Annotated in this window: 34 protein-coding genes; 4 read left to right on the top strand and 30 right to left on the bottom strand. The window is 55.5% G+C overall.

The features are described 5' to 3' along the window. Positions 1–84 precede the first annotated feature (84 nt). The 4 genes from TH25_RS10820 to TH25_RS10805 all read left to right on the top strand — a co-directional run bounded on the left by TH25_RS10820 (position 85) and on the right by TH25_RS10805 (position 4,539). Complete coding sequence (locus tag TH25_RS10820) at positions 85–1,374, top strand: TRAP transporter large permease (RefSeq protein ID WP_114088441.1); 1,290 nt, start codon at positions 85–87, stop codon at positions 1,372–1,374. Between the two features lie 38 nt (positions 1,375–1,412). Then, positions 1,413–2,411: a TRAP transporter substrate-binding protein gene (locus tag TH25_RS10815; protein WP_114088440.1), complete on the top strand. Its 999-nt coding sequence runs from the start codon at positions 1,413–1,415 to the stop codon at positions 2,409–2,411. A 16-nt stretch (positions 2,412–2,427) separates the two neighbouring features. Continuing rightward, positions 2,428–2,991: a TRAP transporter small permease gene (locus TH25_RS10810; RefSeq protein WP_220151396.1), complete on the top strand. Its 564-nt coding sequence runs from the start codon at positions 2,428–2,430 to the stop codon at positions 2,989–2,991. 105 nt (positions 2,992–3,096) lie between these two features. Further along, positions 3,097–4,539 (top strand): N-acyl-D-amino-acid deacylase family protein, encoded by a 1,443-nt coding sequence (locus TH25_RS10805; protein ID WP_114088439.1) that lies wholly within the window; start codon positions 3,097–3,099, stop codon positions 4,537–4,539. Between the two features lie 172 nt (positions 4,540–4,711). Here TH25_RS10805 and TH25_RS10800 read toward each other — a convergent pair whose 3' ends face one another. From TH25_RS10800 to rpsJ, 30 genes are all read right to left on the bottom strand, one after another. After that, positions 4,712–5,317, bottom strand: coding sequence for an FMN-dependent NADH-azoreductase (locus TH25_RS10800; protein ID WP_114088438.1), 606 nt, complete (start codon positions 5,315–5,317; stop codon positions 4,712–4,714). Between the two features lie 106 nt (positions 5,318–5,423). After that, a complete protein-coding gene (locus TH25_RS10795) occupies positions 5,424–6,734 on the bottom strand; it encodes a replication-associated recombination protein A (RefSeq protein WP_114088593.1) in 1,311 nt (436 codons plus the stop codon). Positions 6,735–6,830: 96 nt separating this feature from the next. Further along, positions 6,831–8,273: a DegQ family serine endoprotease gene (locus TH25_RS10790; RefSeq protein WP_258549114.1), complete on the bottom strand. Its 1,443-nt coding sequence runs from the start codon at positions 8,271–8,273 to the stop codon at positions 6,831–6,833. Positions 8,274–8,645: 372 nt separating this feature from the next. Next, on the bottom strand, positions 8,646–9,074 hold the full coding sequence (gene rplQ, locus TH25_RS10785; RefSeq protein ID WP_114088436.1) for a 50S ribosomal protein L17: 429 nt from the start codon (positions 9,072–9,074) through the stop codon (positions 8,646–8,648). Positions 9,075–9,252: 178 nt separating this feature from the next. Further along, entirely contained in the window at positions 9,253–10,269 is a 1,017-nt protein-coding gene (locus TH25_RS10780) for a DNA-directed RNA polymerase subunit alpha (protein WP_073953872.1), read from the bottom strand. Positions 10,270–10,387: 118 nt separating this feature from the next. Then, positions 10,388–10,780, bottom strand: coding sequence for a 30S ribosomal protein S11 (gene rpsK / locus TH25_RS10775; RefSeq protein WP_073953871.1), 393 nt, complete (start codon positions 10,778–10,780; stop codon positions 10,388–10,390). Between the two features lie 15 nt (positions 10,781–10,795). Further along, positions 10,796–11,164: a 30S ribosomal protein S13 gene (gene rpsM / locus TH25_RS10770; RefSeq protein ID WP_073953870.1), complete on the bottom strand. Its 369-nt coding sequence runs from the start codon at positions 11,162–11,164 to the stop codon at positions 10,796–10,798. A 120-nt stretch (positions 11,165–11,284) separates the two neighbouring features. Further along, complete coding sequence (locus TH25_RS10765) at positions 11,285–11,929, bottom strand: adenylate kinase (RefSeq protein ID WP_114088435.1); 645 nt, start codon at positions 11,927–11,929, stop codon at positions 11,285–11,287. Positions 11,930–11,961: 32 nt separating this feature from the next. Then, on the bottom strand, positions 11,962–13,308 hold the full coding sequence (gene secY, locus TH25_RS10760; RefSeq protein WP_114088434.1) for a preprotein translocase subunit SecY: 1,347 nt from the start codon (positions 13,306–13,308) through the stop codon (positions 11,962–11,964). An 81-nt stretch (positions 13,309–13,389) separates the two neighbouring features. Further along, positions 13,390–13,878: a 50S ribosomal protein L15 gene (gene rplO, locus TH25_RS10755; RefSeq protein WP_114088433.1), complete on the bottom strand. Its 489-nt coding sequence runs from the start codon at positions 13,876–13,878 to the stop codon at positions 13,390–13,392. Between the two features lie 28 nt (positions 13,879–13,906). Continuing rightward, complete coding sequence (rpmD, locus tag TH25_RS10750) at positions 13,907–14,101, bottom strand: 50S ribosomal protein L30 (RefSeq protein ID WP_114088432.1); 195 nt, start codon at positions 14,099–14,101, stop codon at positions 13,907–13,909. A 6-nt stretch (positions 14,102–14,107) separates the two neighbouring features. Then, on the bottom strand, positions 14,108–14,695 hold the full coding sequence (gene rpsE / locus TH25_RS10745) for a 30S ribosomal protein S5 (RefSeq protein ID WP_114088431.1): 588 nt from the start codon (positions 14,693–14,695) through the stop codon (positions 14,108–14,110). Positions 14,696–14,706: 11 nt separating this feature from the next. Then, positions 14,707–15,054: a 50S ribosomal protein L18 gene (rplR, locus tag TH25_RS10740; protein ID WP_114088430.1), complete on the bottom strand. Its 348-nt coding sequence runs from the start codon at positions 15,052–15,054 to the stop codon at positions 14,707–14,709. Between the two features lie 11 nt (positions 15,055–15,065). Continuing rightward, positions 15,066–15,599 carry a 50S ribosomal protein L6 gene (gene rplF / locus TH25_RS10735; RefSeq protein WP_114088429.1) on the bottom strand — a complete coding sequence of 178 codons (534 nt, stop codon included), beginning with the start codon at positions 15,597–15,599 and terminating at the stop codon, positions 15,066–15,068. A gap of 14 nt (positions 15,600–15,613) precedes the next feature. After that, positions 15,614–16,012: a 30S ribosomal protein S8 gene (gene rpsH, locus TH25_RS10730; protein ID WP_114088428.1), complete on the bottom strand. Its 399-nt coding sequence runs from the start codon at positions 16,010–16,012 to the stop codon at positions 15,614–15,616. A gap of 12 nt (positions 16,013–16,024) precedes the next feature. Then, a complete protein-coding gene (gene rpsN, locus TH25_RS10725; protein WP_073953861.1) occupies positions 16,025–16,330 on the bottom strand; it encodes a 30S ribosomal protein S14 in 306 nt (101 codons plus the stop codon). 13 nt (positions 16,331–16,343) lie between these two features. Then, complete coding sequence (gene rplE / locus TH25_RS10720; RefSeq protein WP_073953860.1) at positions 16,344–16,883, bottom strand: 50S ribosomal protein L5; 540 nt, start codon at positions 16,881–16,883, stop codon at positions 16,344–16,346. Between the two features lie 11 nt (positions 16,884–16,894). After that, positions 16,895–17,212, bottom strand: a complete 318-nt coding sequence (gene rplX, locus TH25_RS10715) for a 50S ribosomal protein L24 (protein ID WP_114088427.1) — start codon at positions 17,210–17,212, stop codon at positions 16,895–16,897. Further along, on the bottom strand, positions 17,212–17,580 hold the full coding sequence (gene rplN, locus TH25_RS10710) for a 50S ribosomal protein L14 (RefSeq protein WP_085585086.1): 369 nt from the start codon (positions 17,578–17,580) through the stop codon (positions 17,212–17,214). The genes rplX and rplN overlap by 1 nt, the downstream gene beginning before the upstream one ends. A 34-nt stretch (positions 17,581–17,614) precedes the next feature. Then, positions 17,615–17,848: a 30S ribosomal protein S17 gene (rpsQ, locus tag TH25_RS10705; protein WP_007091498.1), complete on the bottom strand. Its 234-nt coding sequence runs from the start codon at positions 17,846–17,848 to the stop codon at positions 17,615–17,617. A gap of 26 nt (positions 17,849–17,874) precedes the next feature. Then, positions 17,875–18,075, bottom strand: a complete 201-nt coding sequence (rpmC, locus tag TH25_RS10700) for a 50S ribosomal protein L29 (protein ID WP_073953857.1) — start codon at positions 18,073–18,075, stop codon at positions 17,875–17,877. Positions 18,076–18,081: 6 nt separating this feature from the next. Next, the gene (gene rplP, locus TH25_RS10695) at positions 18,082–18,501 is read right to left on the bottom strand and encodes a 50S ribosomal protein L16 (protein ID WP_073953856.1); all 420 of its coding nucleotides are present in this window, start codon (positions 18,499–18,501) and stop codon (positions 18,082–18,084) included. A gap of 12 nt (positions 18,502–18,513) precedes the next feature. Continuing rightward, positions 18,514–19,200, bottom strand: coding sequence for a 30S ribosomal protein S3 (gene rpsC, locus TH25_RS10690; RefSeq protein ID WP_101269351.1), 687 nt, complete (start codon positions 19,198–19,200; stop codon positions 18,514–18,516). Next, entirely contained in the window at positions 19,200–19,580 is a 381-nt protein-coding gene (gene rplV, locus TH25_RS10685; RefSeq protein WP_073953854.1) for a 50S ribosomal protein L22, read from the bottom strand. Before rplV ends, rpsC begins: the two co-directional genes overlap by 1 nt. A 2-nt stretch (positions 19,581–19,582) precedes the next feature. Then, positions 19,583–19,861 (bottom strand): 30S ribosomal protein S19, encoded by a 279-nt coding sequence (gene rpsS, locus TH25_RS10680; protein WP_008892178.1) that lies wholly within the window; start codon positions 19,859–19,861, stop codon positions 19,583–19,585. A 16-nt stretch (positions 19,862–19,877) separates the two neighbouring features. Further along, the gene (gene rplB, locus TH25_RS10675; RefSeq protein WP_101269349.1) at positions 19,878–20,705 is read right to left on the bottom strand and encodes a 50S ribosomal protein L2; all 828 of its coding nucleotides are present in this window, start codon (positions 20,703–20,705) and stop codon (positions 19,878–19,880) included. A gap of 4 nt (positions 20,706–20,709) precedes the next feature. Next, positions 20,710–21,012: a 50S ribosomal protein L23 gene (locus tag TH25_RS10670; protein ID WP_073953852.1), complete on the bottom strand. Its 303-nt coding sequence runs from the start codon at positions 21,010–21,012 to the stop codon at positions 20,710–20,712. Further along, positions 21,009–21,629 (bottom strand): 50S ribosomal protein L4, encoded by a 621-nt coding sequence (gene rplD, locus TH25_RS10665; RefSeq protein WP_114088426.1) that lies wholly within the window; start codon positions 21,627–21,629, stop codon positions 21,009–21,011. The genes TH25_RS10670 and rplD overlap by 4 nt, the downstream gene beginning before the upstream one ends. A 5-nt stretch (positions 21,630–21,634) precedes the next feature. Then, a complete protein-coding gene (gene rplC / locus TH25_RS10660; RefSeq protein WP_114088425.1) occupies positions 21,635–22,348 on the bottom strand; it encodes a 50S ribosomal protein L3 in 714 nt (237 codons plus the stop codon). A gap of 16 nt (positions 22,349–22,364) precedes the next feature. Continuing rightward, the gene (rpsJ, locus tag TH25_RS10655) at positions 22,365–22,673 is read right to left on the bottom strand and encodes a 30S ribosomal protein S10 (RefSeq protein ID WP_007091508.1); all 309 of its coding nucleotides are present in this window, start codon (positions 22,671–22,673) and stop codon (positions 22,365–22,367) included. Positions 22,674–22,766 lie beyond the last annotated feature (93 nt).

The following is a 22,766-nucleotide window of genomic DNA, read 5'->3' as shown; positions in this document are numbered from 1 at the left end:
TGGATGAAATAAAAGTTTTCTATTTTCCTGTCTGTGCAATCGGCTCACTCTTGCTGACAATAAAAAACACACAGGGGAATTAGGATGCAGGCGGTATTTCTGTTTATCCTGATCGGAGCGGGGCTTTTATCTGGCGCGGCGATTGCGTATGTCATCGGTGCCGCTTCCATCTTGACTTTCATCCTGGGCGACCAGGCAAACTTCATGGCGGCCCTGCCGCAACGTCTGTTCAGCCAGCTTGACGTATTTGCCTTTCTGGCGATGCCACTATTCATTTTTGCTGGCGATTTAATGAACCGGGGTGGCATTGCATCGGCATTGATCGATTTTTCCATGTCGCTGTTAGGGCGCCTGCGCGGCGGGCTGGGACATGTCAATATTCTGACCAGCGTGTTCTTTGCCGGGGTTTCAGGATCGGCTGTTTCCGATGCGGCAGCCCTTGGCAATTCGCTGGTGCCGGAAATGCAAAGGCGTGGCTATTCACTTGATTATGCCGTTGCGATCACCGGTGCATCATCGATTATCGGGCCGATTATCCCGCCATCAAGCATCCTTATTTTTTACGGTGCACTGATGAATACATCGGTCGCGGCCCTGTTTGCAGCCGGTGTTGTCCCTGGCCTTTTGCTGGCCGCCATGCTGATGGTGATGAATGCCTTTTACGCCTGGCGCGACGATCATCCTGGCGGCACGGGAAGTCAGGCCGATATTCCGCCCATTGGCAAATCCTTTATGCGCGCCCTGCCTGCCATGACCCTGCCAATCATTATTCTGGGCGGCACCCTGTTTGGTGTGATGACCCCGGCAGAAGCCGCAGCCGTTGCCGTTGCTGCCGCGCTGGTTATCGGCCTGGCCTATCGCGAGCTGGACCGCGAAGCCATTCGCCAAAGCGCGATCCGCACGGCGGTCATGTTAGGCGCGCTTTTTATTATTTTATGTGCGATTTCAACGTTTTCCTATATCGCCGCACTTGAGCGCCTGCCCCAGGCAATTGCAGTACAAATCACGGCATTGGGCCTTGGCCCCTTACAATATCTGATGCTCGTCAATGTCGTATTTTTGATCGCGGGCATGGCGATGGATGTTAAGGCCGCCGTGGCCCTGTTTGCCCCCATCTTTGTGCCCGTGGCACTGGCAATGGGGATTGATCCCGTTCATCTGGGCATCGTCATCTGCTTCAACATTTCAACCGGGCTTCTGTCACCCCCAATTGGTGGTGTCCTGCTGATCCTGGCAACGACCTGCAACATCAATTACTGGCGCCTGATCCGGGCAACGCTGCCGTTCTTCTTTGCCGAGGTCGCACTTTTAATCGTGCTGACATTCTTCCCGGCCATCTCACTGGCTTTGCCGCACGCCCTGGGGCTTAGCTGATAACAAACAAAAGGGCACCACAGAGGAGTTCACGTAACATGACGCTATCGAAGTCGGGCAGAAAACTTGCCTCCCTTGCCATTCTGTTATCCACATCCGTTATCACGCCGGCCTTTGCCACCGACGTCAAAATCGCCATGAACGGCACCGATGACCCGGTCACCAATGCCGAAGCCGCCTTTGTTCACGGCTTTGCCGATGCGCTTGAAGGCACCGATTTCAAGGCAGTTGTGTTCCCGTCCGATACGCTGGGCAGCGAAAAGGAACGGTTTGATGCCACAGCACAGGGCCTGATAGAAATTGACCTTGCAACCGTTTCAACCGGCGTGGGTATGAGCCCGCTTTTGAAAGGTGTTTTGTTACCGTTCCTGTTTAAAGACAGCGACGAATTCGACGCCGTTATTGCCAAAAGCGACCTGCTTGAAGAAATGAACAAGCCGTTGCTTGAAAATGGCGTTCGCCTTGCGGGCTTTAACTATATCGGCGTTGGCATTGGCATTCATAACAGCCAGCATGCCGTTACCAAGATGGCCGACCTGAAAGGATTGCGCCTGCGCGCGCTTAACCCCGAACAGTTAGAATATGAAGAGGCCCTTGGTGCCAGCGGCACCATTATTGCCTGGTCGGAAGTTGCCAATGCGATACAGGTCGGCATTGCCGATGGGTACCTTAACCCGCCAAATTCATCGCTGCGCACCGGGCACACGGCATTTCTGGTGCATTTCACCCCTGCCAATATTTCGCCTTCGACCCGTGCCGTTTTTGTTGCCAATGACTGGTACGAAACCCTTTCGGCCGATGAAAAAGCCCAGATTGACAAGGCACTCGATGCTGGCTTTGCCGCCAACCGTGCCTGGCTGGCCGACTGGAGCACCAAGGTCATGGCCCGCATGACAGAGGCCGGCGTCACCATTTCCCAATTGGAACCCGGTGAACGCGAAAAGATGGTCGAAGCCACCGCGCCGACATGGAAAACCATCATGGCACCGGATGCTTTGCAAAAATATCTCGACGCACTCAAGACCGTAAACAACTAGGCAGGAGACGGCGACGGTGAACACGATCCGAAAAACAGCCCTGAATATCAGCCATGGTCTGGACCGGATGGCGGGATTTATTGCCATCATCGCGCTTGCAGTGCTGGTAGGGGCCGTTCTGTTGCAGGTTGTGGCGCGTTATCTGTTTGCCTCGCCGCCATCCTGGACAGAAGAACTGGCCCGTTATGCCATGATCTGGGCCGGGTTGATTGGCGCCACCATGAGCTTCAAGCGACGCTTTGACCCGGCCCTTTTCGCCAGTGATGGTAACAGCAGCAAATTGATGGCCGTCCTTACGGGCGCCATCCAGTCTGCTGTCGTCATCATTTATCTGACACCCATTTTATGGTTCTGCTTTTTGGGGCCGGGCAACAACCCGGCACGCGGTTTTTTGTTGCGCCACAGCCGAACCATGACCGACACCCTTGGTTTTTCAACAATCTGGGTCGCCATCGCCGTGCCGATCATGATCGTGATTATCCTGATCCACGTTCTTGCGCGATGGGCAGGTGATGGCAGCGAAACCGGGACAACCACAACACCTGCGACACCTGCGACACCTGCCAAAGCTGACACTTAAACCAGGGCCGAACAAACTGGCATCTCATGGGATCTGCCCATTACGGGCACCTGCAGGCATGCCTGAACAACAATAAAAACCACAAGACTTCTGGAGTTTCCACCGATGCAAGCTGACGTTATTTTTCGCAATGCCAATATAATCGATGGCACCGGCAACCCGGCCTTTACGGGTGATGTTGCCATTGTGGATGACCGGATTACCGGCATTGGTGATTTGGGCACCGAGCATGGCGGTCGCGAGATTGATTGCCAGGGCCTTACGCTTGCACCCGGTTTTATTGACCCCCATGTTCATCACGACGAGGCCCTGTTAACCGACCCTGGCATGGATTGTATGCTAAGCCAGGGTGTTACAACGATCATTGCGGGGAATTGCGGTTTTTCCATTGCCCCGCTTACGGCAACCATGAAGGATTTGCCGCAACCCCTGGGCATGATCCTGACATCCAGCCGCCCGCGATTTGCCCGCTTTGCCGATTACCGCAATCAACTGCGCCAAACCCCGGCTGCGGTAAATTCCGCCTGCCTGATCGGACATGGTACTTTGCGGATCAACGAAGTTGCCGATCTTGGCCGCCCGGCAAACGCAGGCGAGCTTAAGGCAATGCAAACTTCGCTGGATCAGGCCCTTGATGAAGGCGGCATAGGTGTTTCCACCGGCCTGTTTTACCCGCCCGCGCGCGCAGCCACCACCGAAGAAGCCATTGCAATGGCCCGCATTGCCAAATCACATGGCAAACTTTACGTCACCCATATGCGTGACGAAGGCGACCACGGCATTGACGCCTTAAAAGAAACCTTTGAAATCGGGCAGGAATCCTGTTGTGGCGTCCATGTCAGCCATCATAAATGTGCGGGCCTTGCCAATCATGGGCAGTCGGAAATAACGCTTTCGATGTTTCGCGATGCAATGCGCCAGCAGGATGTCAGCCTTGACACAACACCCTGGACGGCATCCTCGACCATGCTGAATTCCGGCCGCCATCGGCAGGCCACACGGGTAATTGTTGCTGATTCCATACCATATCCGCAAATGGCTGGAAGGGACCTGGCCGATATCGCCCGGGAATGGAATACCGACCTTGATACGGCGATGGAACGTTTGCTGCCCGCTACCGGCATTTTCTTTATCATGGATGAAAGTGACGTCAGGCGCATTCTGTCGTTTGAGCATACCATCATCTGTTCGGATGGCATTGCGCGCGGCGATCATTCCCATCCGCGTGTCTGGGGGACCTTCCCGCGGGTTTTGGGCCATTATGTGCGCGATGTCGGGTTATTTTCGCTGGAAGAAGCCATCAAACGCATGACATCGATGCCCGCGCAACGATTTGGCCTTAAGGATCGCGGGCATATCCGCAAAGGCGCATTCGCCGATCTGGTGCTGTTTGACCCGGCAACAATTCAATCCGGTGCGACCTATGAAAAACCCAAAACACCTGCCTATGGCATCAAAAGTGTTTGGGTAAATGGCCGCGAAAGCTGGGCTGATGGCAAAAATATCGGGAACCGTGCGGGCATGCTGCTGGACCGGGATGTTAACTAATTTGCATATCGGCATAGGGGCCGATCCCAGACCTGCTTACGGTGGGAATTGCACCCTCGAGAATGGACCATGCAGAGCGTACCAAACAAAAGACCGGCATGCGCAAACATACCGGTCTTTTTATATGCCATTCACCGTCCAATAGGCCGGAGATGCACTATTTCATCTACAGTCAGGCTGCTTTGGGCAGTTCGGCAGCTTCAACAGCGGCCAGACCAGCGGCCATTGCCTGTTCTGCATCAACGGCAAAACCGGCTGCCTCGATCACGGTGACATCGGTAATGCCCAGGAATGCCAGGAACTGCTTCATGTAGGGCGTGGCAAAGTCAGCCGGGCTGTTGACGGGAACGCCACCGGTGGAAACAACCAGATAAGCCTTTTTACCAGCAAGCGCGCCAATCGGGCCGTTTTCGGTATAATTAAAGGTCACACCAACGCGCGCAACCATGTCGTTCCAGGCCTTCAGCGTGGACGGAACAGCAAAATTGTACATCGGAACCCCGATCACCACGGCGTCAGCAGCCTGCAATTCGGCGACCAGCGCATCGGATGTCGCCAAAAGAGCCTTCTGCGCGTCGCTGCGGCTGTCAGCCGGGGTATAATAAGCGCCAACAACATCGCCATTGATGGCCGGTGCAACATTGGCATCCAGCACGCGCGAAGTCACCGTTGCTGACGGATCCGCTGCTTTCATGCGCTCGATCAGTTTCAGCGCAAGCTGGCGGCTTTTGGAATTCTCACCGTTTACGGACGGATCGATATGCAAAATGGTGCTCATGAAAGAGTCTCCAGTCTGGGTAAATTGATATGACCGCAAAATATCAATTTCCAGCCTTGGGACTATCCATTGATAGTGCACATATTTGTTTCCAGAAAGTGCCTAATCACTCATCCGGTGTGCGTTTTTGCCGCTCCCGGCGCAGTTTGGCGAAATAATCCACCCTTTTACGCAAATCGCGCTCAAAGCCGCGTTCCACCGGATCGTAAAACTGCTGGCGGCGCATGCCATCGGGAAAATAGTTCTGACCGGAAAAACCGTCTTCCTGGTCATGGTCATAGGCATATCCCTGCCCGTAACCAATATCCTTCATAAGTTTTGTTGGCGCATTCAAAATATGGGCCGGTGGCGCTAACGACCCGGTATCGCGTGCGACACGGGCAGAATGATTATAGGCATTATACCCGGCATTGGATTTGGGGGCCAATGCCAGATAAATCACGGCCTGGGCCAGGGCAAGTTCACCTTCGGGGCTGCCCAGCCGTTCGTAAGTTTGCCAGGCCCCCAGGCAAATTTGCTGCGCCTGCGGGTCGGCAAGGCCAATATCCTCAATCGCCATGCGCAACAAACGCCGCGCGACATATTTGGGGTCCTCGCCGCCCATCAGCATCCGGTTATACCAGTACAATGCCGCATCCGGGTCCGATCCACGTACCGATTTATGCAGCGCACTGATCAGGTTGTAATGGCTGTCATCGCCCTTGTCGTAAATCGGCATCCGCTTTTGGATCACGCGCGAAAGTTCTGCCACACCCAGCGGGCCGTCATCGCTGGCGGGCAGCATAAACAGCTCTTCGGCCATGTTCAGCAAATAACGCCCGTCGCCATCGGCCATCGCGCGAAGGGTCGTGCGGGCCTCCGCCGTTACCGGCAGATCAAACCCCATCTCGCTTTCGCTGCGTTTCAAAAGCTCTTCTAGCGCCGGATCATCCAGCCGTTTGAGCACAAGCACCTGACAGCGCGACAACAGGGCGGCATTCAGCTCAAAGGAAGGGTTTTCGGTGGTTGCCCCAATCAGCGTGATGGTGCCGTCTTCAACATAGGGCAGGAAACTGTCCTGCTGGGCCTTATTGAAACGATGGATTTCATCCACAAACAGCAGCGTACTGGCCCCGGTGGCGCGACGGCCCCGCGCCCGGTCAAACACCTTGCGCAAGTCCGCCACGCCGGAAAAAATGGCCGAGAGCGGCTCGAACGCCATATCGGCAATATCCGCCATCAACCGGGCCAGCGTGGTTTTGCCACATCCCGGTGGGCCCCACAGAATAACCGAGGGGACACGCCCGGTTTGCGTCATGCGGGTCAAGGGCCCGTCATCGCCAAAAAGATGATCCTGCCCGACGATTTCGGTCAGTTTGCGGGGGCGCAAACGATCTGCCAGCGGGCGGGCAACCTGACTTTCAAATAATGATACCATGCCTGCCTTATACCCTTTCGCACCCACCATCTGCAATTCCCGCAGAAAAACGGGTATTCCGACAGCAAAAAGCGCCGGAATACCCAGATTATTTCATCAGAGGGTGTAATCCGCGGTCAGGATTTTGCCATCCCGTTTTACCGCAACAGACCAGTTGCGGCCCTTTTCCCCCTTGCGCAGAACGGACATCAAATCTGCCACACTGCCAATACGGGTTTTATTAACCTCGGTAATCAGATCACCCGGTTTCAGATTGGCCTGGCGTGCCAAACTATTGGACGCAACGTCCAGTACAATCACCCCGCTTGTCAGCGTATCAATGCCCAACTCGTCGGCCAGGGCCGGATTCACATTGGCAACCTTGGCACCGGCAAAGGGGCTACGGGTTTTGATCACTGTTTCATCGCGGGCCGGCACTTCAGGCGCAACTTCCAACGGCACGGAGACGTCCTGCTTGCTGCCACTGCGGATAATCGTCAACACCGCCTGTCCTTTGGGTTCCAGGGTTGCAATGCGGAACCGCAGGCTATTGGGGTCATCAACCTCCAGCCCGTTTACCGCCACCACAACATCGCCCGCCTTCAACCCGGCGCGACGGGCAGGACTGTCTGGATGAATCGCATTGATCAACACGCCGCCCGGACGCTCCAGTTCCAGCGAACGGGCCAAATCGGCGGTAACGGTTTGCCCCGATGCGCCAAGCCACGGGCGACGCAAATCACCACTGATCAGCCCGCGCATCACCACCTTGACCATATTAACCGGAATGGCGAAACCAATGCCGTTCGACCCGCCCGATTTGGTAAAAATCGCGGAATTTACGCCGATCAGATCGCCATTCATGTCAATCAGCGCACCACCGGAATTGCCCGGGTTAATAGCGGCATCGGTCTGGATAAAGGACTGGTAATCCTGCCCGGTCACACCGGCCCGTGCCAGGGCGGAAACAATGCCGCTGGTCACGGTTTGCCCCACCCCAAACGGGTTGCCAATGGCCAGCACCAAATCACCAACTTCAACGTCGTCCGAATTGCCAAGTTTGATGGTTGGCAAAGCATCGTGCACATCCTGCAACTTCAGCACTGCAAGGTCGGTCCGTTCGTCCGCCCCGACCAGCTTGGCGTCAAATTCGCGGCGGTCATGCAGCACCACACGAATTTCGCTTGCACCGTCAATCACATGGCGGTTGGTGACGATTGTGCCATCAGACGACACAATCACCCCGGATCCGAGCGACCGTTCCACCCGCTGGCGCGGCGCACCAAAAGCGCCACCAAACCGGTTGCCAAAAAACTGGTTGAAAAACGGATCATTCATAAAAGGATTGGCCGGACGTGACGTCACAACCTTTTTGGTAAAGATATTGACCACCGTTGGCGCTGTCTGCTTGACCAAAGGTGAAAACGACATCTTTATTTCGGCATCGCTTGTGGGCAATCGCCGCTCTGATGCCAATGCCTGATGATGAAGCCCCCCGGCCAGCACTGCCATCCCCATTGACAGTGCCAGTACGAACATTCCGATCTTTTTTGCCTGCACGTTTCTCTCTTCCATGCTTGTGATGGGTGGCTTTCCCCCGCGCTGCCGATTTTACCGGTTATATGCACTGCAAGACAGCAAGTTTATCGGCGGGCACGCCATACATGCAAAAACAGGTATGACGTCAATGAACAAACCGGAAGACATGCGCGGATGGTGAAACCCCTGGGACATACCAGATTTAGGACCAAATGCCCGTCCCTGCAACCATCGTCCTGTCTGTTCCACCCCAATCTATTGATATGCAATCACCCGGCCCATCACATACAGCCCGGCGCGCCACCTTCAGGCCCGCCACCAATGCAAAAGCCAAAAAAAACGGGCGATGCCAAGGCACCACCCGTCTTTGTTTCTTCGGCCAAGGGTCTGGACTTATTCATCCGAACCTTCAGCTTCGCCCTCTGCTTCGAGGCGGGCACGGTCAGCCGCACCTTTTGCTTCCGGATCACGATCGACAAGTTCGATCAGTGCAACCGGAGCCGCATCGCCGTAACGGAAGCCGGCTTTAAGAACGCGGGTGTAACCACCACTGCGTTCCTTGTAGCGTTCGGCAACTTCACCGAACAACTTGGCAACAGCCGCTTCATCACGCAGGGTCGAAAGTGCCTGACGGCGTGCATGCAGGTCGCCCCGCTTGCCCAGCGTAATCAGTTTTTCGACATACGGGCGAAGATCTTTGGCCTTCGGAAGAGTCGTCTTGATCTGTTCGTGAGTGATCAACGAAACAGCCATGTTGGCAAACATTGCCTTACGATGGGACTTCGTCCGATTGAGTTTACGGCCTTGCATACCGTGACGCATGGATACTCTCCTTCTGGCTTGGCTTCGCGCGCGAAACCGATTGTGAAACCGTAACGCCACCCTGAAACCAGGTCATGCACGTACGGTGTGGGCAACTCTGCCCGGCAGGATGATTATTCACCCTGCATGCTGGACCGCAGAACGCGTTCCATATCGACCCGCAGGCCGAAGCCCCGTCTTAGAACGGGTCTTCAAACTTGCGTGCCAGATCTTCGATATTTTCGGGCGGCCAACCGCCAACTTCCATCCCGAGATGCAGGCCCATCTGAGCGAGCACGTCTTTGATTTCGTTGAGCGATTTACGACCAAAGTTCGGGGTGCGGAGCATTTCTGCTTCGGACTTCTGAACAAGATCCCCGATATAGATGATGTTGTCGTTCTTCAGGCAGTTTGCCGAACGAACAGACAGTTCAAGTTCATCAACCTTGCGCAGCAGGTTTTTGTTAAACGGCAGTTCGTCTTCTTTCTTCTCTTCGACAACCGCTTCGGGTTCTTCAAAGTTAACGAACAGCGACAACTGGTCCTGCAGAATGCGCGCAGCAAGGGCGACCGAGTCTTCCGGCGTTACCGAACCGTTGGTTTCAACGGTGATCGACAGTTTGTCGAAATCGGTATCCTGGCCAACACGGGTGTTTTCAACCTTGTAGGCGACCTTGCGGATCGGGCTGAAAATCGCATCGATCGGGATCAGGCCAATCGGTGCATCGGCAGAGCGGTGCGCAGTCGCAGCAACATAGCCCTTGCCGTTTTCAACGGTAAATTCGATGTTGAGCGTGGCACCATCATCAAGATGGCACAGCTCAAGACCCGGATTGAGGATTTCAATATCCGCACCGGTTTCGATCTGACCTGCGGTGACGGCACCGGGGCCAGTCGCCTTCAGGGTCATTTTCTTGGGACCTTCAGCGTGCATACGCACACCCAGAGTCTTGATGTTCAGGATGATGTCGGTAACATCTTCCCGGACCCCGGGAATCGACGAGAATTCGTGCAAAACGCCATCGATCTGGATTGCAGTCACTGCCGAACCCTGGAGTGACGACAGCAGAATGCGACGCAGCGCGTTGCCCAGGGTCTGACCAAAACCGCGCTCCAGCGGTTCAGCCACGATCGTACCGACGCGGCTGGCGTCCGTACCCGGGGTAACATCAAGCTTCGTCGGCTTAATCAGTTCCTGCCAGTTCTTCTGAATCACGAGACCCACCTTCGCAACTGGAGCCTAGGGTAATGTGGGGTGAAGCGCACCCCAACGAGAAACGCGAACAGGCCCGGTTGCCCGGGCCTATACGCGGGTCGTCCGCAGATCGGCGCGATTAGACGCGACGACGCTTGCGCGGACGGCAACCATTGTGCGGAATCGGCGTTACGTCTTTGATCGACGTAACGGTAAAGCCGACTGCCTGCAATGCGCGCAAAGCCGACTCACGCCCTGAACCCGGGCCCTTGACTTCGACTTCAAGCGTTTTCATGCCGTGTTCGGCGGCTTTTTTACCAGCATCTTCAGCAGCGATCTGTGCTGCATAAGGCGTGGATTTACGCGAACCACGGAAACCCATGCCACCAGCGGTCGACCAGGCAATGGTGTTGCCCTGAACGTCGGTGATGGTGATCATGGTGTTGTTGAACGTTGCATTCACATGCGCAATGCCGTTCGTAATATTCTTACGCTCGCGGCGACGCACACGAGTCTGAGGTGCTTTTGCCATTGTCGTTCCCCTACCTTACTTCTTCTTGCCAGCAATCGGCTTAGCCGGGCCCTTACGGGTGCGGGCATTGGTGTGGGTACGCTGACCGCGCACCGGGAGACCACGACGATGACGCAGGCCACGATAGCAGCCCAGATCCATCAGACGTTTGATGTTCATAGCGGTTTCACGACGCAGGTCACCTTCAACGACATAATCGGCGTCGATGACTTCGCGAACACGAAGAACCTGATCGTCGCTCAGCTGGTGAACGCGGGTTTGCGCTTCGATACCAACTTTCGAGCAAATTTCTTTAGCTTTCGCCGGACCAATACCGGTGATGTAGGTAAGCGCAATCTCGACGCGCTTCGCGGTCGGGATATTTACGCCAGCAATACGAGCCACTGTGTGAGACTCCTGTTTCCTGTTAACAAACCCTCGGGCAGATCCTTTGGGGCCAATCGCAGATGCAAAGCGGGCCAGCAAGTGCCAACCCGCCAAACAATAAACGACCAGCCCGGGAAATTACCCCAGGATGGCTTCAATCTCGCGCGTAACTTCGTCGATTTCAGCCATGCCGTCAACTGTTTTCAGCTTACCTTCCTTCTCGTAGTAAGGAATGATAGGCGCTGTCTGCCTGTGATAGGCTTCCAGTCGCGACGTGACCGTTTCGGCGTTGTCGTCTGCGCGACGCTTAAATTCGGTGCTGCCACATGCGTCGCAAACACCTTCGACCTTGGGCTTCTGGAATTCGTCATGATAGCCCTGACCGCATTTGGCACAGGTATAACGGCCAACAATACGACGCACAAGGGCGGCATCATCGACGCGCAATTCAATCACGTAATCCAACTCAAGGCCTTTTTGTTCCAGCATCTTGTCCAGGGCTTCCGCCTGGGCTGTGGTGCGTGGAAAACCGTCCAGGATAAAACCACCCTTGGTATCATCCTGGTCGAGACGTTCGGAAATCAGACCGATCATCAGATCATCGGAAACGAGATTGCCCGCATCCATGACCTTCTGGGCCTGTTTTCCAAGTTCGGTTCCGGCGGCAACTGCGGCACGCAGCATGTCGCCGGTTGAAAGCTGTATCATCCCGCGACCCGTTTCAAGCCGCTTGGCCTGGGTCCCTTTGCCGGCACCGGGCGGGCCAAGAAGGATAATGTTCATCGTTACCCCCTGATAGTCGCGCGGCACCAGTCTTAGCGGCGGCGTCCGCGCAGTTTCGATTTCTTGATCAGGCCTTCATACTGATGGGCCAGCATGTGTGACTGAATCTGTGCAACAGTATCCATCGTTACCGTGACAACGATCAGCAGGCTAGTCCCACCAAAGTAGAATGGCACCGACCATTCCGCGATCAGCAATTCTGGCAGAATACACACAAAAGCCAGATACGCGGCACCCAAAACCGTCAGGCGGGTCAGAATAAAATCAAGATGGGCAGCGGTATTCTTGCCGGGACGAATGCCGGGAATAAAGCCGCCATGCTTCTTCAGATTGTCCGCCGTATCATCCGGGTTAAAGACCACAGCGGTATAGAAGAACGAGAAAAACACGATCAGGGCAATATAAAGCGCAATATAAAGCGGCTGTCCCCGACCCAGCACGGCCGTCACACTCGTCAACCATGCCGGGGCATCCGCACCAGCGGTGAACTGGGCAACCGACAGCGGCATCAACAGCAGCGAGCTTGCGAAAATCGGCGGGATCACACCGGCGGTGTTGATCTTGAGCGGCAGATGGGAACTCTGCCCTTCCATCACCTTCATGCCAACCTGGCGTTTCGGATACTGGATCAGCACCCGGCGCTGGGCGCGTTCCATGAACACGATAAAGGCAATGACCGCAACCGCCATCACGACAATGGCGACAATGACCAGCGCAGAGAGCGCACCGGTACGTCCCAGTTCCAGCGTTCCGGCAATGGCACGCGGCAGGTTGGCAACAATACCGGTGAAAATGATCAGGGAAATACCATTCCCGATACCGCGCTGTGTGACCTGCTCGCCCAGCCACATCAGGAACATGGTACCGCCAACCAGCGTAACAACAGCAATCAGCCGGAAGAACATACCCGGTTCATGAACCGCAGCCCCCATCGAGCCTGACATGCTTTCAAGGCCAACGGCAATGCCCCAGGCCTGAACCGTTGCAATCACAACCGTCAAATAGCGGGTATATTGATTAATCTTTTTGCGACCCTGCTCACCCTCTTTTTTATATTGCTCAAGAGTCGGTGAAACGGTGGTCATCAACTGAATAATAATTGAAGCCGAGATGTAGGGCATGATGTTCAGAGCAAAGATCGTCATGCGGCTTAATGCGCCACCTGCGAACATGTCGAACATGCCAAGGACACCACCCGCATTCTGCTTGAAAATATCAGCAAGAATGGACGGATCCACGCCAGGAACGGGAATATAGGTTCCCAGACGATAAACAATAAGCGCCCCCAAAGTGAACCAGATACGCTTTTTAAGCTCTGTCGCCTTGGAAAAAGACGACCAGTTCAGGTTCGCGGCAAGCTGCTCGGCGGCCGATGCCATGCACTCATCTCCCAATACACTAAAACCGGAGGGTCCGGGCCCATGCAAGATGGAACCGGACCCTCGCGTCGTTACAGAGGCTTACTCTGCGGTTTCTGCTTCGGCCGCAGCCGGAGCCAGAACCGTTACCGACCCACCGGCTTTCTCGACGGCTTCGATAGCCGACTTGGAAGCACCGGTGATCTCGATGGCGAGTTTCGCCTTGAGTTCGCCCTTACCGAGCAGACGCAGGCCGTCTTTCTGCGGACGGGCCAGGCCTTTTTCCACAAGAACAGCAATGGTGACATTTGCACCTTCTTCAAGAACGCCGTTATCAACAGCGGTCTGAAGGGTACCAAGATTCACCACGCCATATTCCTTGCGGAACGGGTTTTTAAAGCCACGCTTCGGAAGGCGGCGATAAATCGGCATCTGCCCGCCTTCAAAACCGTAAATCGCTACGCCGGAACGGGACTTCTGACCCTTCTGACCTGCGCCAGAAGTTTTGCCTTTGCCCGAACCAATGCCGCGACCAACACGGGTACGCGCTTTGCGGGCACCCGGGTTATCAGCAAGTTCGTTGAGTTTCATCAATCAACACCTTTTCGATCTGGGCCAATCAGGCCTCGTCCACACGGACGAGGTGCTTGACCTTGGCGATCATTCCGCGAACAGCCGGAGTATCTTCCAGCTCACGAGTCCGGTGCATCTTGTTGAGACCAAGACCGACCAGCGTTGCACGCTGGTCTGCCGGACGTCCAATCGGCGACCCGGTCTGGGTAACACGAACGGTCGCTTTTTTGCCAGCAGCCATATCGAATTACTCCTTTTCGAGGGCGGCAGATGCAGCATTGGCTGCAGCCGAACCGCTGTCGCGACGGGCAACGATATCGCCAACCTTCAGACCGCGCTTGGCCGCGACCTGGCGCGGGGAAGCGCCATTGACCAGAGCGTCGAGGGTTGCACGGATGACGTTGTGCGGGTTGTTCGTCCCGGTGCACTTGGCAACCACGTCCTGAACACCCATCGTTTCAAACACTGCGCGCATTGCACCACCGGCAATAATACCGGTACCGGCCGGAGCCGAACGAAGGAGAACGCGACCTGCACCGAAATGACCATTGATGTCATGATGCAGGGTACGACCTTCGCGCAACGGAACGCGGATCATGTTGCGCTTGGCTGCTTCGGTGGCCTTGCGGATGGCTTCGGGAACTTCACGGGCTTTACCCGTGCCGTAACCGACGCGACCGCGCTGATCACCAACAACAACCATTGCGGAGAAAGCAAAGCGACGACCGCCTTTGACCACTTTCGCGACGCGGTTGATACCAACCAGCTTGTCGACGAGTTCGGTCTCTTCACGGTTTTTCGGCGCCTGCTGCGGCTGATTTTGATTACGTGCCATGGTCGTGCTCCTTAGAAGTCCAGACCGCCCTCACGGGCGGCATCGGCCAGAGCTTTCACCCGGCCATGGAACAAATACCCGCCACGATCGAAAACGACCGTTTTTACACCAGCGGCAACAGCACGTTCGGCAATGGCTTTACCGACAAGCGCAGCAGCTTCGGCGTTACCGCCCTTCGCACCATTCTCTGCTGACGACGCGTAGGCAATGGTTTTGCCAGCGAGATCGTCGATGATCTGAGCATAGATATGTGCGTTGGAACGGTGCACGCTGAGGCGCGGGCGACCGGCCGCTTTCTGGCGGATCGCAAAACGAACGCGGCGTTTGCGACGTTCGAAAAGTTTTCTCGCGTTGTTCATCGTGCCAGTCCTTACTTCTTCTTGCCTTCTTTGCGCAAGATATACTCGCCTTCGTAACGGACACCCTTGCCTTTGTAAGGCTCCGGACCGCGCCAGCCGCGGGCATTTGCCGCAAACTGACCAACGAGCTGTTTATCTGCGCCAGAAATGGCGATAAGGGTCGGCTTTTCGGCAACGACGGAAAGACCGGACGGAATGTCCATTTCCACATCATGCGAAAAACCAAGCTGCAGAACCAGTTTGTTGCCCTGGACCTGCGCACGATAACCGACACCGGTAATTTCCAGCTTCTTGGTGAAACCTTCCGAGACACCAGCCACAAGATTGGCGATGTTGGCACGGGTGGTTCCCCAAAGCGCGCGGGCGCGCTTGCCGTCATTGTTCGGCTTTACCCAGATCTGATTGTCTTCCTGGGTAACGGTTACGTCCGAGGTCAGGTTCAGGCTGAGCTCACCGAGCTTGCCCTTTGCACTGATTGCTGCTTCGGTCAGGTTGATGGTTACGCCGTTAGGCACAGCCACCGGATTTTTTCCTACTCGCGACATCGTTGGCCCTCTCCTTAGAATACCTTGCAGAGGATTTCGCCGCCGACATTTTGCTCGCGAGCTTCCTGATCCGAAAGAACACCCTTCGGAGTCGAAAGAACTGCGATACCGAGACCGTTATATACCTTCGGAAGATCTTTGATCTTCGAATATACACGACGACCCGGGGTCGAGACGCGGTCGATCTGCTTGATTACGCCATTGCCTTCAAAATATTTGAGTTCAATGGCAATCTCGCTGACGCCCTTGCGAATTTCACTGACAGAATAGCCACGAATAAAACCTTCGCGCTGGAGCACGTCCAGAACGCCAAGACGCAGCTTGGAAGCCGGCGAGACAACGCTGGACTTGCCAACGCGCTGACCGTTGCGGATACGCGTGAGCATATCGCCTACGGGATCAGTCATAGACATGTGATGTCCTCCTTACCAGCTGGACTTCACCATGCCCGGAATCTGACCGCGCGAAGCAAGCTCACGCAGGGCGATACGGGACAGGCGGAATTTACGATAGACCCCACGCGGGCGACCGGAAACCGCGCAGCGAATACGCTGACGGTTCCGTGCCGAATTGCGCGGCAGCTGGGCAAGTTTCATCACGGCTACAACACGATCTTCAAAGGAAGTCTCGCGATCGGCGATGATCGATTTCAGGGCAGCACGCTTTTTGGCATACTGCTTTGCCAGACGCTCACGTTTAAGTTCGCGCTGAACAGCACTTTTCTTGGCCATTGGCCAACCTCCGTTAGTTTCCGAACGGAAGATCAAAACCCTTGAGAAGGGCCAGAGCTTCGTTGTCGGACTTAGCCGTGGTACAAATGATAATGTCCATCCCGCGGACCGAATCGACTTTGTCGTATTCGACTTCAGGAAAAACAAACTGCTCCTTGAGGCCCATGGCAAAATTGCCGCGACCATCAAAGGATTTCTTGTTCAGACCGCGGAAGTCACGAACGCGCGGCAGCGCGATCGTCACCAGACGATCCAAAAATTCAAACATGCGGTCGCGACGCAGGGTCACTTTACAACCGATGTTCATGCCTTCACGCAGCTTGAAAGCCGCAACCGACTTTTTCGCCTTGGTGAAGACCGGCTTCTGACCGGTGATGGCTGCGAGGTCCGCAGCTGCACCTTCCAGCTTTTTGCGATCCTGGGTGGCGTCGCCGACACCCATATTGATCACGATCTTTTCGAGGCGCGGAATCTCCATGACATTCTCGTAAGAGAATTCTTTCTGGAGTGCATCACGCACCACTGAGTTATAATGTTCGCGCAGGCGCGTCATTTTTCCGTCCCTCAGTTGTCGATGACTTCGCCGCTGAGCTTCGCAACGCGAACCTTGCGACCATCATCGAGGGTCTTGAAACCGACGCGGGTCGGCTTGTTTTCTTTAGGATCAACAATCGCGACGTTGGAAACGGCAATTTTCGCTTCCTTCTCGACGATGCCGCCGGTATCGGCGCCAGACGCACGCTGGTGACGTTTCACCATGTTTACGCCCTGGACCACAACCTTGTCTTCGGCCGGGAAAGCGGCGATGACTTCGCCGGTTTTACCCTTGTCTTTGCCCGTCAGAACAATAACGCGATCACCCTTTTTAATCTTGGCAGCCATTACAGCACCTCCGGAGCGAGCGAAATGATCTTCATGTAGCCACGCGAACGCAGTTCACGGGTTACCGGGCCAAAAATACGCGTACCGATCGGCTCGCCATTGTTGTTGATCAACACGGCAGCGTTACGGTCGAAACGGATCGCAGACCCGTCAGAGCGGCGAATTTCCTTTGCGGTCCGAACGATAACAGCCTTGTGGACTGCACCCTTCTTAACACGACCGCGCGGGATGGCTTCCTTGACGGAAACCACGATAACATCACCAACATTGGCGGTTTTACGCTTCGAGCCGCCCAGCACCTTGATGCACTGGACACGGCGAGCGCCGCTGTTGTCGGCGACGTCCAGATTGGACTGCATCTGGATCATGGGTTTACCCCTTGACTATAATTGGGCTGAGGACTCACTCCTCGACCACTACTTCCCAGGACTTCAATTTCGAGATCGGCCGGCATTCGCGAATACGAACGACGTCACCCGTCTTGAAGCGGTTCTCTTCATCATGCGCGTGGAATTTCTTCGACTTGCGCACGTACTTTTTATACAGCGGGTGCATGACCTGGCGTTCCACACGGACCACCACAGTCTTGTCGTTTTTGGTCGAAACGACTGTCCCCTGCAATACACGCCTCGGCATGTGTCTTAACTCCTATGCGTGTCCTGTTAGGCCGCGCTCGCACCCTTCTCGTTTCCGAGAAGGGTTTTGATGCGGGCAATATCACGACGGACCTGACGGACCCGCGCAGTATTTTCGAACTGCCCGGTCGCCTGCTGGAACCGCATGTTAAACGACTCCTTGCGCAGGTCGAGCAGCATTTCCTTAAGCTCATCGGCGCTTTTAGCGCGGAGATCAGCAACTTTCATCACCAATTACTCCCCTTCACCAAGACGCGTGACAAACTTGGTCTTGATCGGCAACTTGGCCGAAGCGAGCTCGAAAGCCCGACGTGCAAGATCCAGCGGAACACCGTCAAGTTCAAACATAATCCGGCCGGGTTTGACGCGGGCTGCCCAATATTCGACAGAACCCTTACCTTTACCCTGACGAACCTCAGCAGGCTTTTGCGAAACCGGCAGATCCGGAAAGACGCGGATCCACACCCGGCCCTGACGGCGGATGTGACGGGTGATCGCGCGGCGGGCCGCTTCGATCTGACGCGCCGTTATACGCTCCGGTTCCAACGCTTTCAAGCCATAAGCGCCGAAATTAAGATCCGTACCGCCTTTTGCTTCGCCTTTAAGGCGTCCCTTGTGGGCTTTACGGAACTTTGTGCGTTTCGGAGAAAGCATCTTTCTATCTCCTTACTTACGGCCCGAACCAGCCGACTCGAGCGCACGACGCTCGGAAGCCAACGGATCATGAGCCATGATTTCGCCTTTGAAGATCCAGACCTTCAGACCGCAAACACCATAGGTGGTGTGAGCTTCCGAAGTGCCATAATCGATATCCGCACGCAGGGTATGCAGCGGAACCCGACCTTCACGATACCATTCGGTACGAGCAATTTCAGCCCCACCGAGGCGTCCTGCTGCGTTGATCCGAACCCCACCCGCGCCAAGGCGCATGGCATTCTGGACCGACCGCTTCATGGCGCGACGGAAGGAAACGCGGCGCTCAAGCTGCTGGGCAATGTTGTCAGCGACCAGCTTGGCATCAATTTCCGGCTTGCGGATTTCGATGATGTTAACCTGCACTTCGGCATTTGCCAGCTTCTGCAGATCATTCTTGAGCTTCTCGATGTCCTGGCCCTTCTTGCCGATCACAACACCCGGACGGGCGCTGTGGATCGAAATCCGGGCTTTCTTCGCAGGACGTTCGATAACCACCTTGGCAACACCTGCTTGTTTCAGGCGCTCCATGATGAATTTGCGGATTGCCAGGTCTTCGTGAAGAAGACCGGCAAAATCAGCCTTGTTGGCGTACCAGCGGGAATCCCAGGTACGGTTGATGCCAACGCGCAGGCCGATCGGATTAACTTTCTGACCCATTACTCGGCCCCCTCACGTTCGCAAACAACGATGCGGATGTTGGAGAACGGCTTGATGATCTTGCCAACGCGGCCACGCGCACGGGCCCGCCAGCGTTTCATCACAAATGCCTTACCAACAGTCGCTTCCTTGACGTACAGACGGTCAACATCAAGCTGATGGTTGTTTTCGGCATTCGCAATTGCCGATTCCAACAACTTCTTGACGTCATTCGAAATACGCTTGTTGGAGAAGGTCAGCTCTGCCAAAGCAGTTTCTGCCTTCTTGCCACGAATCGACTCGGCGACGAGGTTGAGCTTACGCGGGGAAATGCGTACTGCCCGGAGCGAAGCCGCAGCCTCGTTATCCGCCAGCCGACGGATGTCAGCTTTCTTACCCATCGTTACTTCCTCTTCGCCTTTTTGTCGGCCGCATGACCATAATAGGTCCGGGTCGGCGAGAATTCACCGAACTTGTGACCAATCATGTCTTCGGTCACGAGTACCGGAAGAAACTTCTGGCCATTGTAAACCCCAAAAGTGAGGCCCACAAACTGCGGCAGAATCGTCGAGCGCCGCGACCAGGTCTTAATTACCTCATTCCGGCCAGAGGCACGGACTGTATCGGCTTTCTTAAGAAGGTATCCGTCTACAAACGGGCCCTTCCAAACGGAACGCGCCATTGTCTAGCCTCCTCCGTTAGCTCTTGTGACGACGGCGCATGATGAGCGCGTCAGTCTTCTTGTTCGAGCGGGTGCGTTTACCCTTGGTCGGCTTGCCCCAAGGCGTAACCGGGTGACGACCACCCGAGGTACGACCTTCACCACCACCATGCGGGTGATCGATCGGGTTCATGGCAACACCACGAACCGACGGACGCTTGCCAAGCCAGCGATTACGGCCAGCTTTACCAAGATTCGTATTTTGCTGGTCCTGGTTGGACACGGCACCAATCGTTGCCATGCACTCACCACGAACCAAACGCACTTCACCAGAGGACAGCTTCAGCTGGGCGTAACCCTGGTCCTTACCGACGAGCTGCACATAAGCACCTGCCGACCGTGCGACCTGACCACCTTTACCGGCTTTCAGTTCGACGTTATGGACGATGGTACCGACCGGAATATTCTTCAGCGGTGCGGCATTACCCGGCTTGATGTCCACGCGGTCGGAAGCGACAATCTGGTCGCCGACTGCGAGACGCTGCGGTGCGAGGATGTAGGCCAGTTCGTCGTCGGAATAACGAACCAGGGCGATAAACGCCGTACGGTTCGGATCGTATTCCAGACGTTCGACCGTACCGACAACATCAAACTTGTTCCGTTTGAAGTCGATAATACGGTAACGACGCTTGTGACCACCACCGATACGACGGGCAGTGATACGACCAGCGTTGTTACGGCCGCCTTTCTTGCGCAGACCTTCGGTCAGCGCCTTGATCGGCTTGCCCTTGTGGAGATCGGAGCGATCGACAAGAACCAGCTGACGGCGACCAGGAGATGTTGGTTTAAACTTCTTCAAAGCCATTGTCTTAGATTCCCGTCGTCACATCGATGGATTGGCCCTCTTCGAGCGTCACCATCGCTTTCTTGAAATCACTCCGACGGCCGGCAGTACCACGAAAACGCTTGGTCTTGCCTTTCACCACTGAGGTGTTAACCGCCTTGACCTTCACCCCGAACAGACCTTCCACAGCAGCCTTGATCTCTGGCTTGGTGGCGTCGATTGCGACTTTGAACGCAACGGCGTTGTGTTCAGAAATCAGCGTCGACTTTTCAGTAATATGCGGGGCGCGGATGACTTCGTACATCCGCTCTTTGCTGATGATCGTCATTTGAGACGTGCCTCCAACGCTTCGACCGCACCCTTGGTCAGCACCAGGGTGTCACGGCGCAGGATGTCATAGACGTTGGCACCAACCTGCGGCAGAACGTCGATCTGCGGGATGTTGCGCGCTGCGCGGGCAAAACCCTCATTGACCGAAGCACCGTCGATGATAAGTGCCGATTTCCAGCCGAGCTTGTCAAAAGCAACAGCCAGAGCCTTGGTTTTCGATTCCGAGAAATCCGCGCTATCGAGAACGACAAGCTTGCCGTCTTTCGCCTTGGCCGACAAAGCGGTTTTCAGCGCAAGTTTGCGGAATTTCTTGGTCAGATCATGCGAATGGTCACGAACGCGCGGACCATGCGCCACACCACCACCACGGAACTGAACGGCCTTGCGGGAACCGTGACGTGCACCGCCACTGCCCTTCTGGCGAACGAACTTTTTCGTGGTCGCAGAGATTTCGCTTTTTTCTTTGACCTTATGGGTACCGGCACGGCGCTTTGCCAACTGCCAGGTCACCATACGGTGAAGAATGTCGCGACGAACTTCCAAGCCGAAGATCTCTTCTGCAAGATCAATGTTGCCGGCGCTGGAAGCGTCCAGTTTCAATACGTCGAGCTTCATGATGCTTATTCCTTATCCTCGGCGGCAGCTTCTGCAACCGGGGCAGCACCCTTCAGCGCGGCCGGGAAAGGCAAACCTTCCGGCGCGGCACGCTTCACGGCATCCTTGACCAGGACATAGGCGCCCTGATGACCCGGAACAGCACCGTGAACCAGAACCAGACCTTTGTCGGCGTCGGTCGCAACGACCTTCAGGCTCTGAACGGTGACGCGGGCAGCACCGAGATGACCGGCCATTTTCTTGCCTTTAAAGACACGGCCCGGATCCTGGCACTGACCAGTGGAACCATGCGAACGGTGCGAAACAGACACACCGTGCGACGCACGCAGACCACCGAAGTTGTGACGCTTCATCGCACCGGCAAAACCCTTACCGATCGAGGTCCCGATCACGTCAACGAACTGACCTTCGACAAAGTGGGCGGCCGAAAGCTCGGCACCAACTTCAATCAGGCCATCTTCGCTCACACGGAACTCGGCAAGCTTGGCTTTCGGTTCGACTTTTGCTTTGGCAAAGTGACCGCGCATCGGCTTCGATACGTTTTTCACTTTTGCCTTGCCGTAACCCAGCTGTACGGCGACGTAACCGTCGACATCATTGGTACGGTTTGCGACGACCTGAAGATTATCAACCTTCAGAACGGTCACAGGAATATGCACACCCTCATCGGTGAAGATGCGGGTCATGCCGACTTTCTGGGTAATAAGTCCACTACGCATTGCGGCTTACTCCCGATTAAAGCTTGATCTCGACATCAACACCGGCCGCAAGGTCGAGCTTCATCAGAGCATCAACGGTTTGCGGAGTCGGGTCGACAATGTCGAGAAGACGCTTGTGCGTACGGATTTCGAACTGTTCACGTGACTTTTTGTCAATGTGCGGAGACCGCAGAACAGTGTATTTCTCAATGCGGGTCGGCAGCGGAATCGGGCCGCGGACCTCTGCGCCAGTGCGCTTCGCCGTATTGACGATCTCGCGCGTGGACTGATCCAGCACGCGATGGTCAAACGCCTTCAGGCGAATGCGAATGTTCTGACTATCCATGTAATTATGTACCGGAGCCCTCAAAAGGACACCGGCCCCTCAACTGGAGTTGACGATTGCCGCAAAAAGTATCGCGGGCGGCCTATGTAGCCG

The sequence above is a fragment of the Thalassospira profundimaris genome (assembly GCF_003326755.1).
Lineage (GTDB): Bacteria > Pseudomonadota > Alphaproteobacteria > Rhodospirillales > Thalassospiraceae > Thalassospira > Thalassospira profundimaris_B.
Note: the sequence above shows the minus strand (reverse complement) of the source record. Positions and strands in the feature narration are given on the sequence as shown.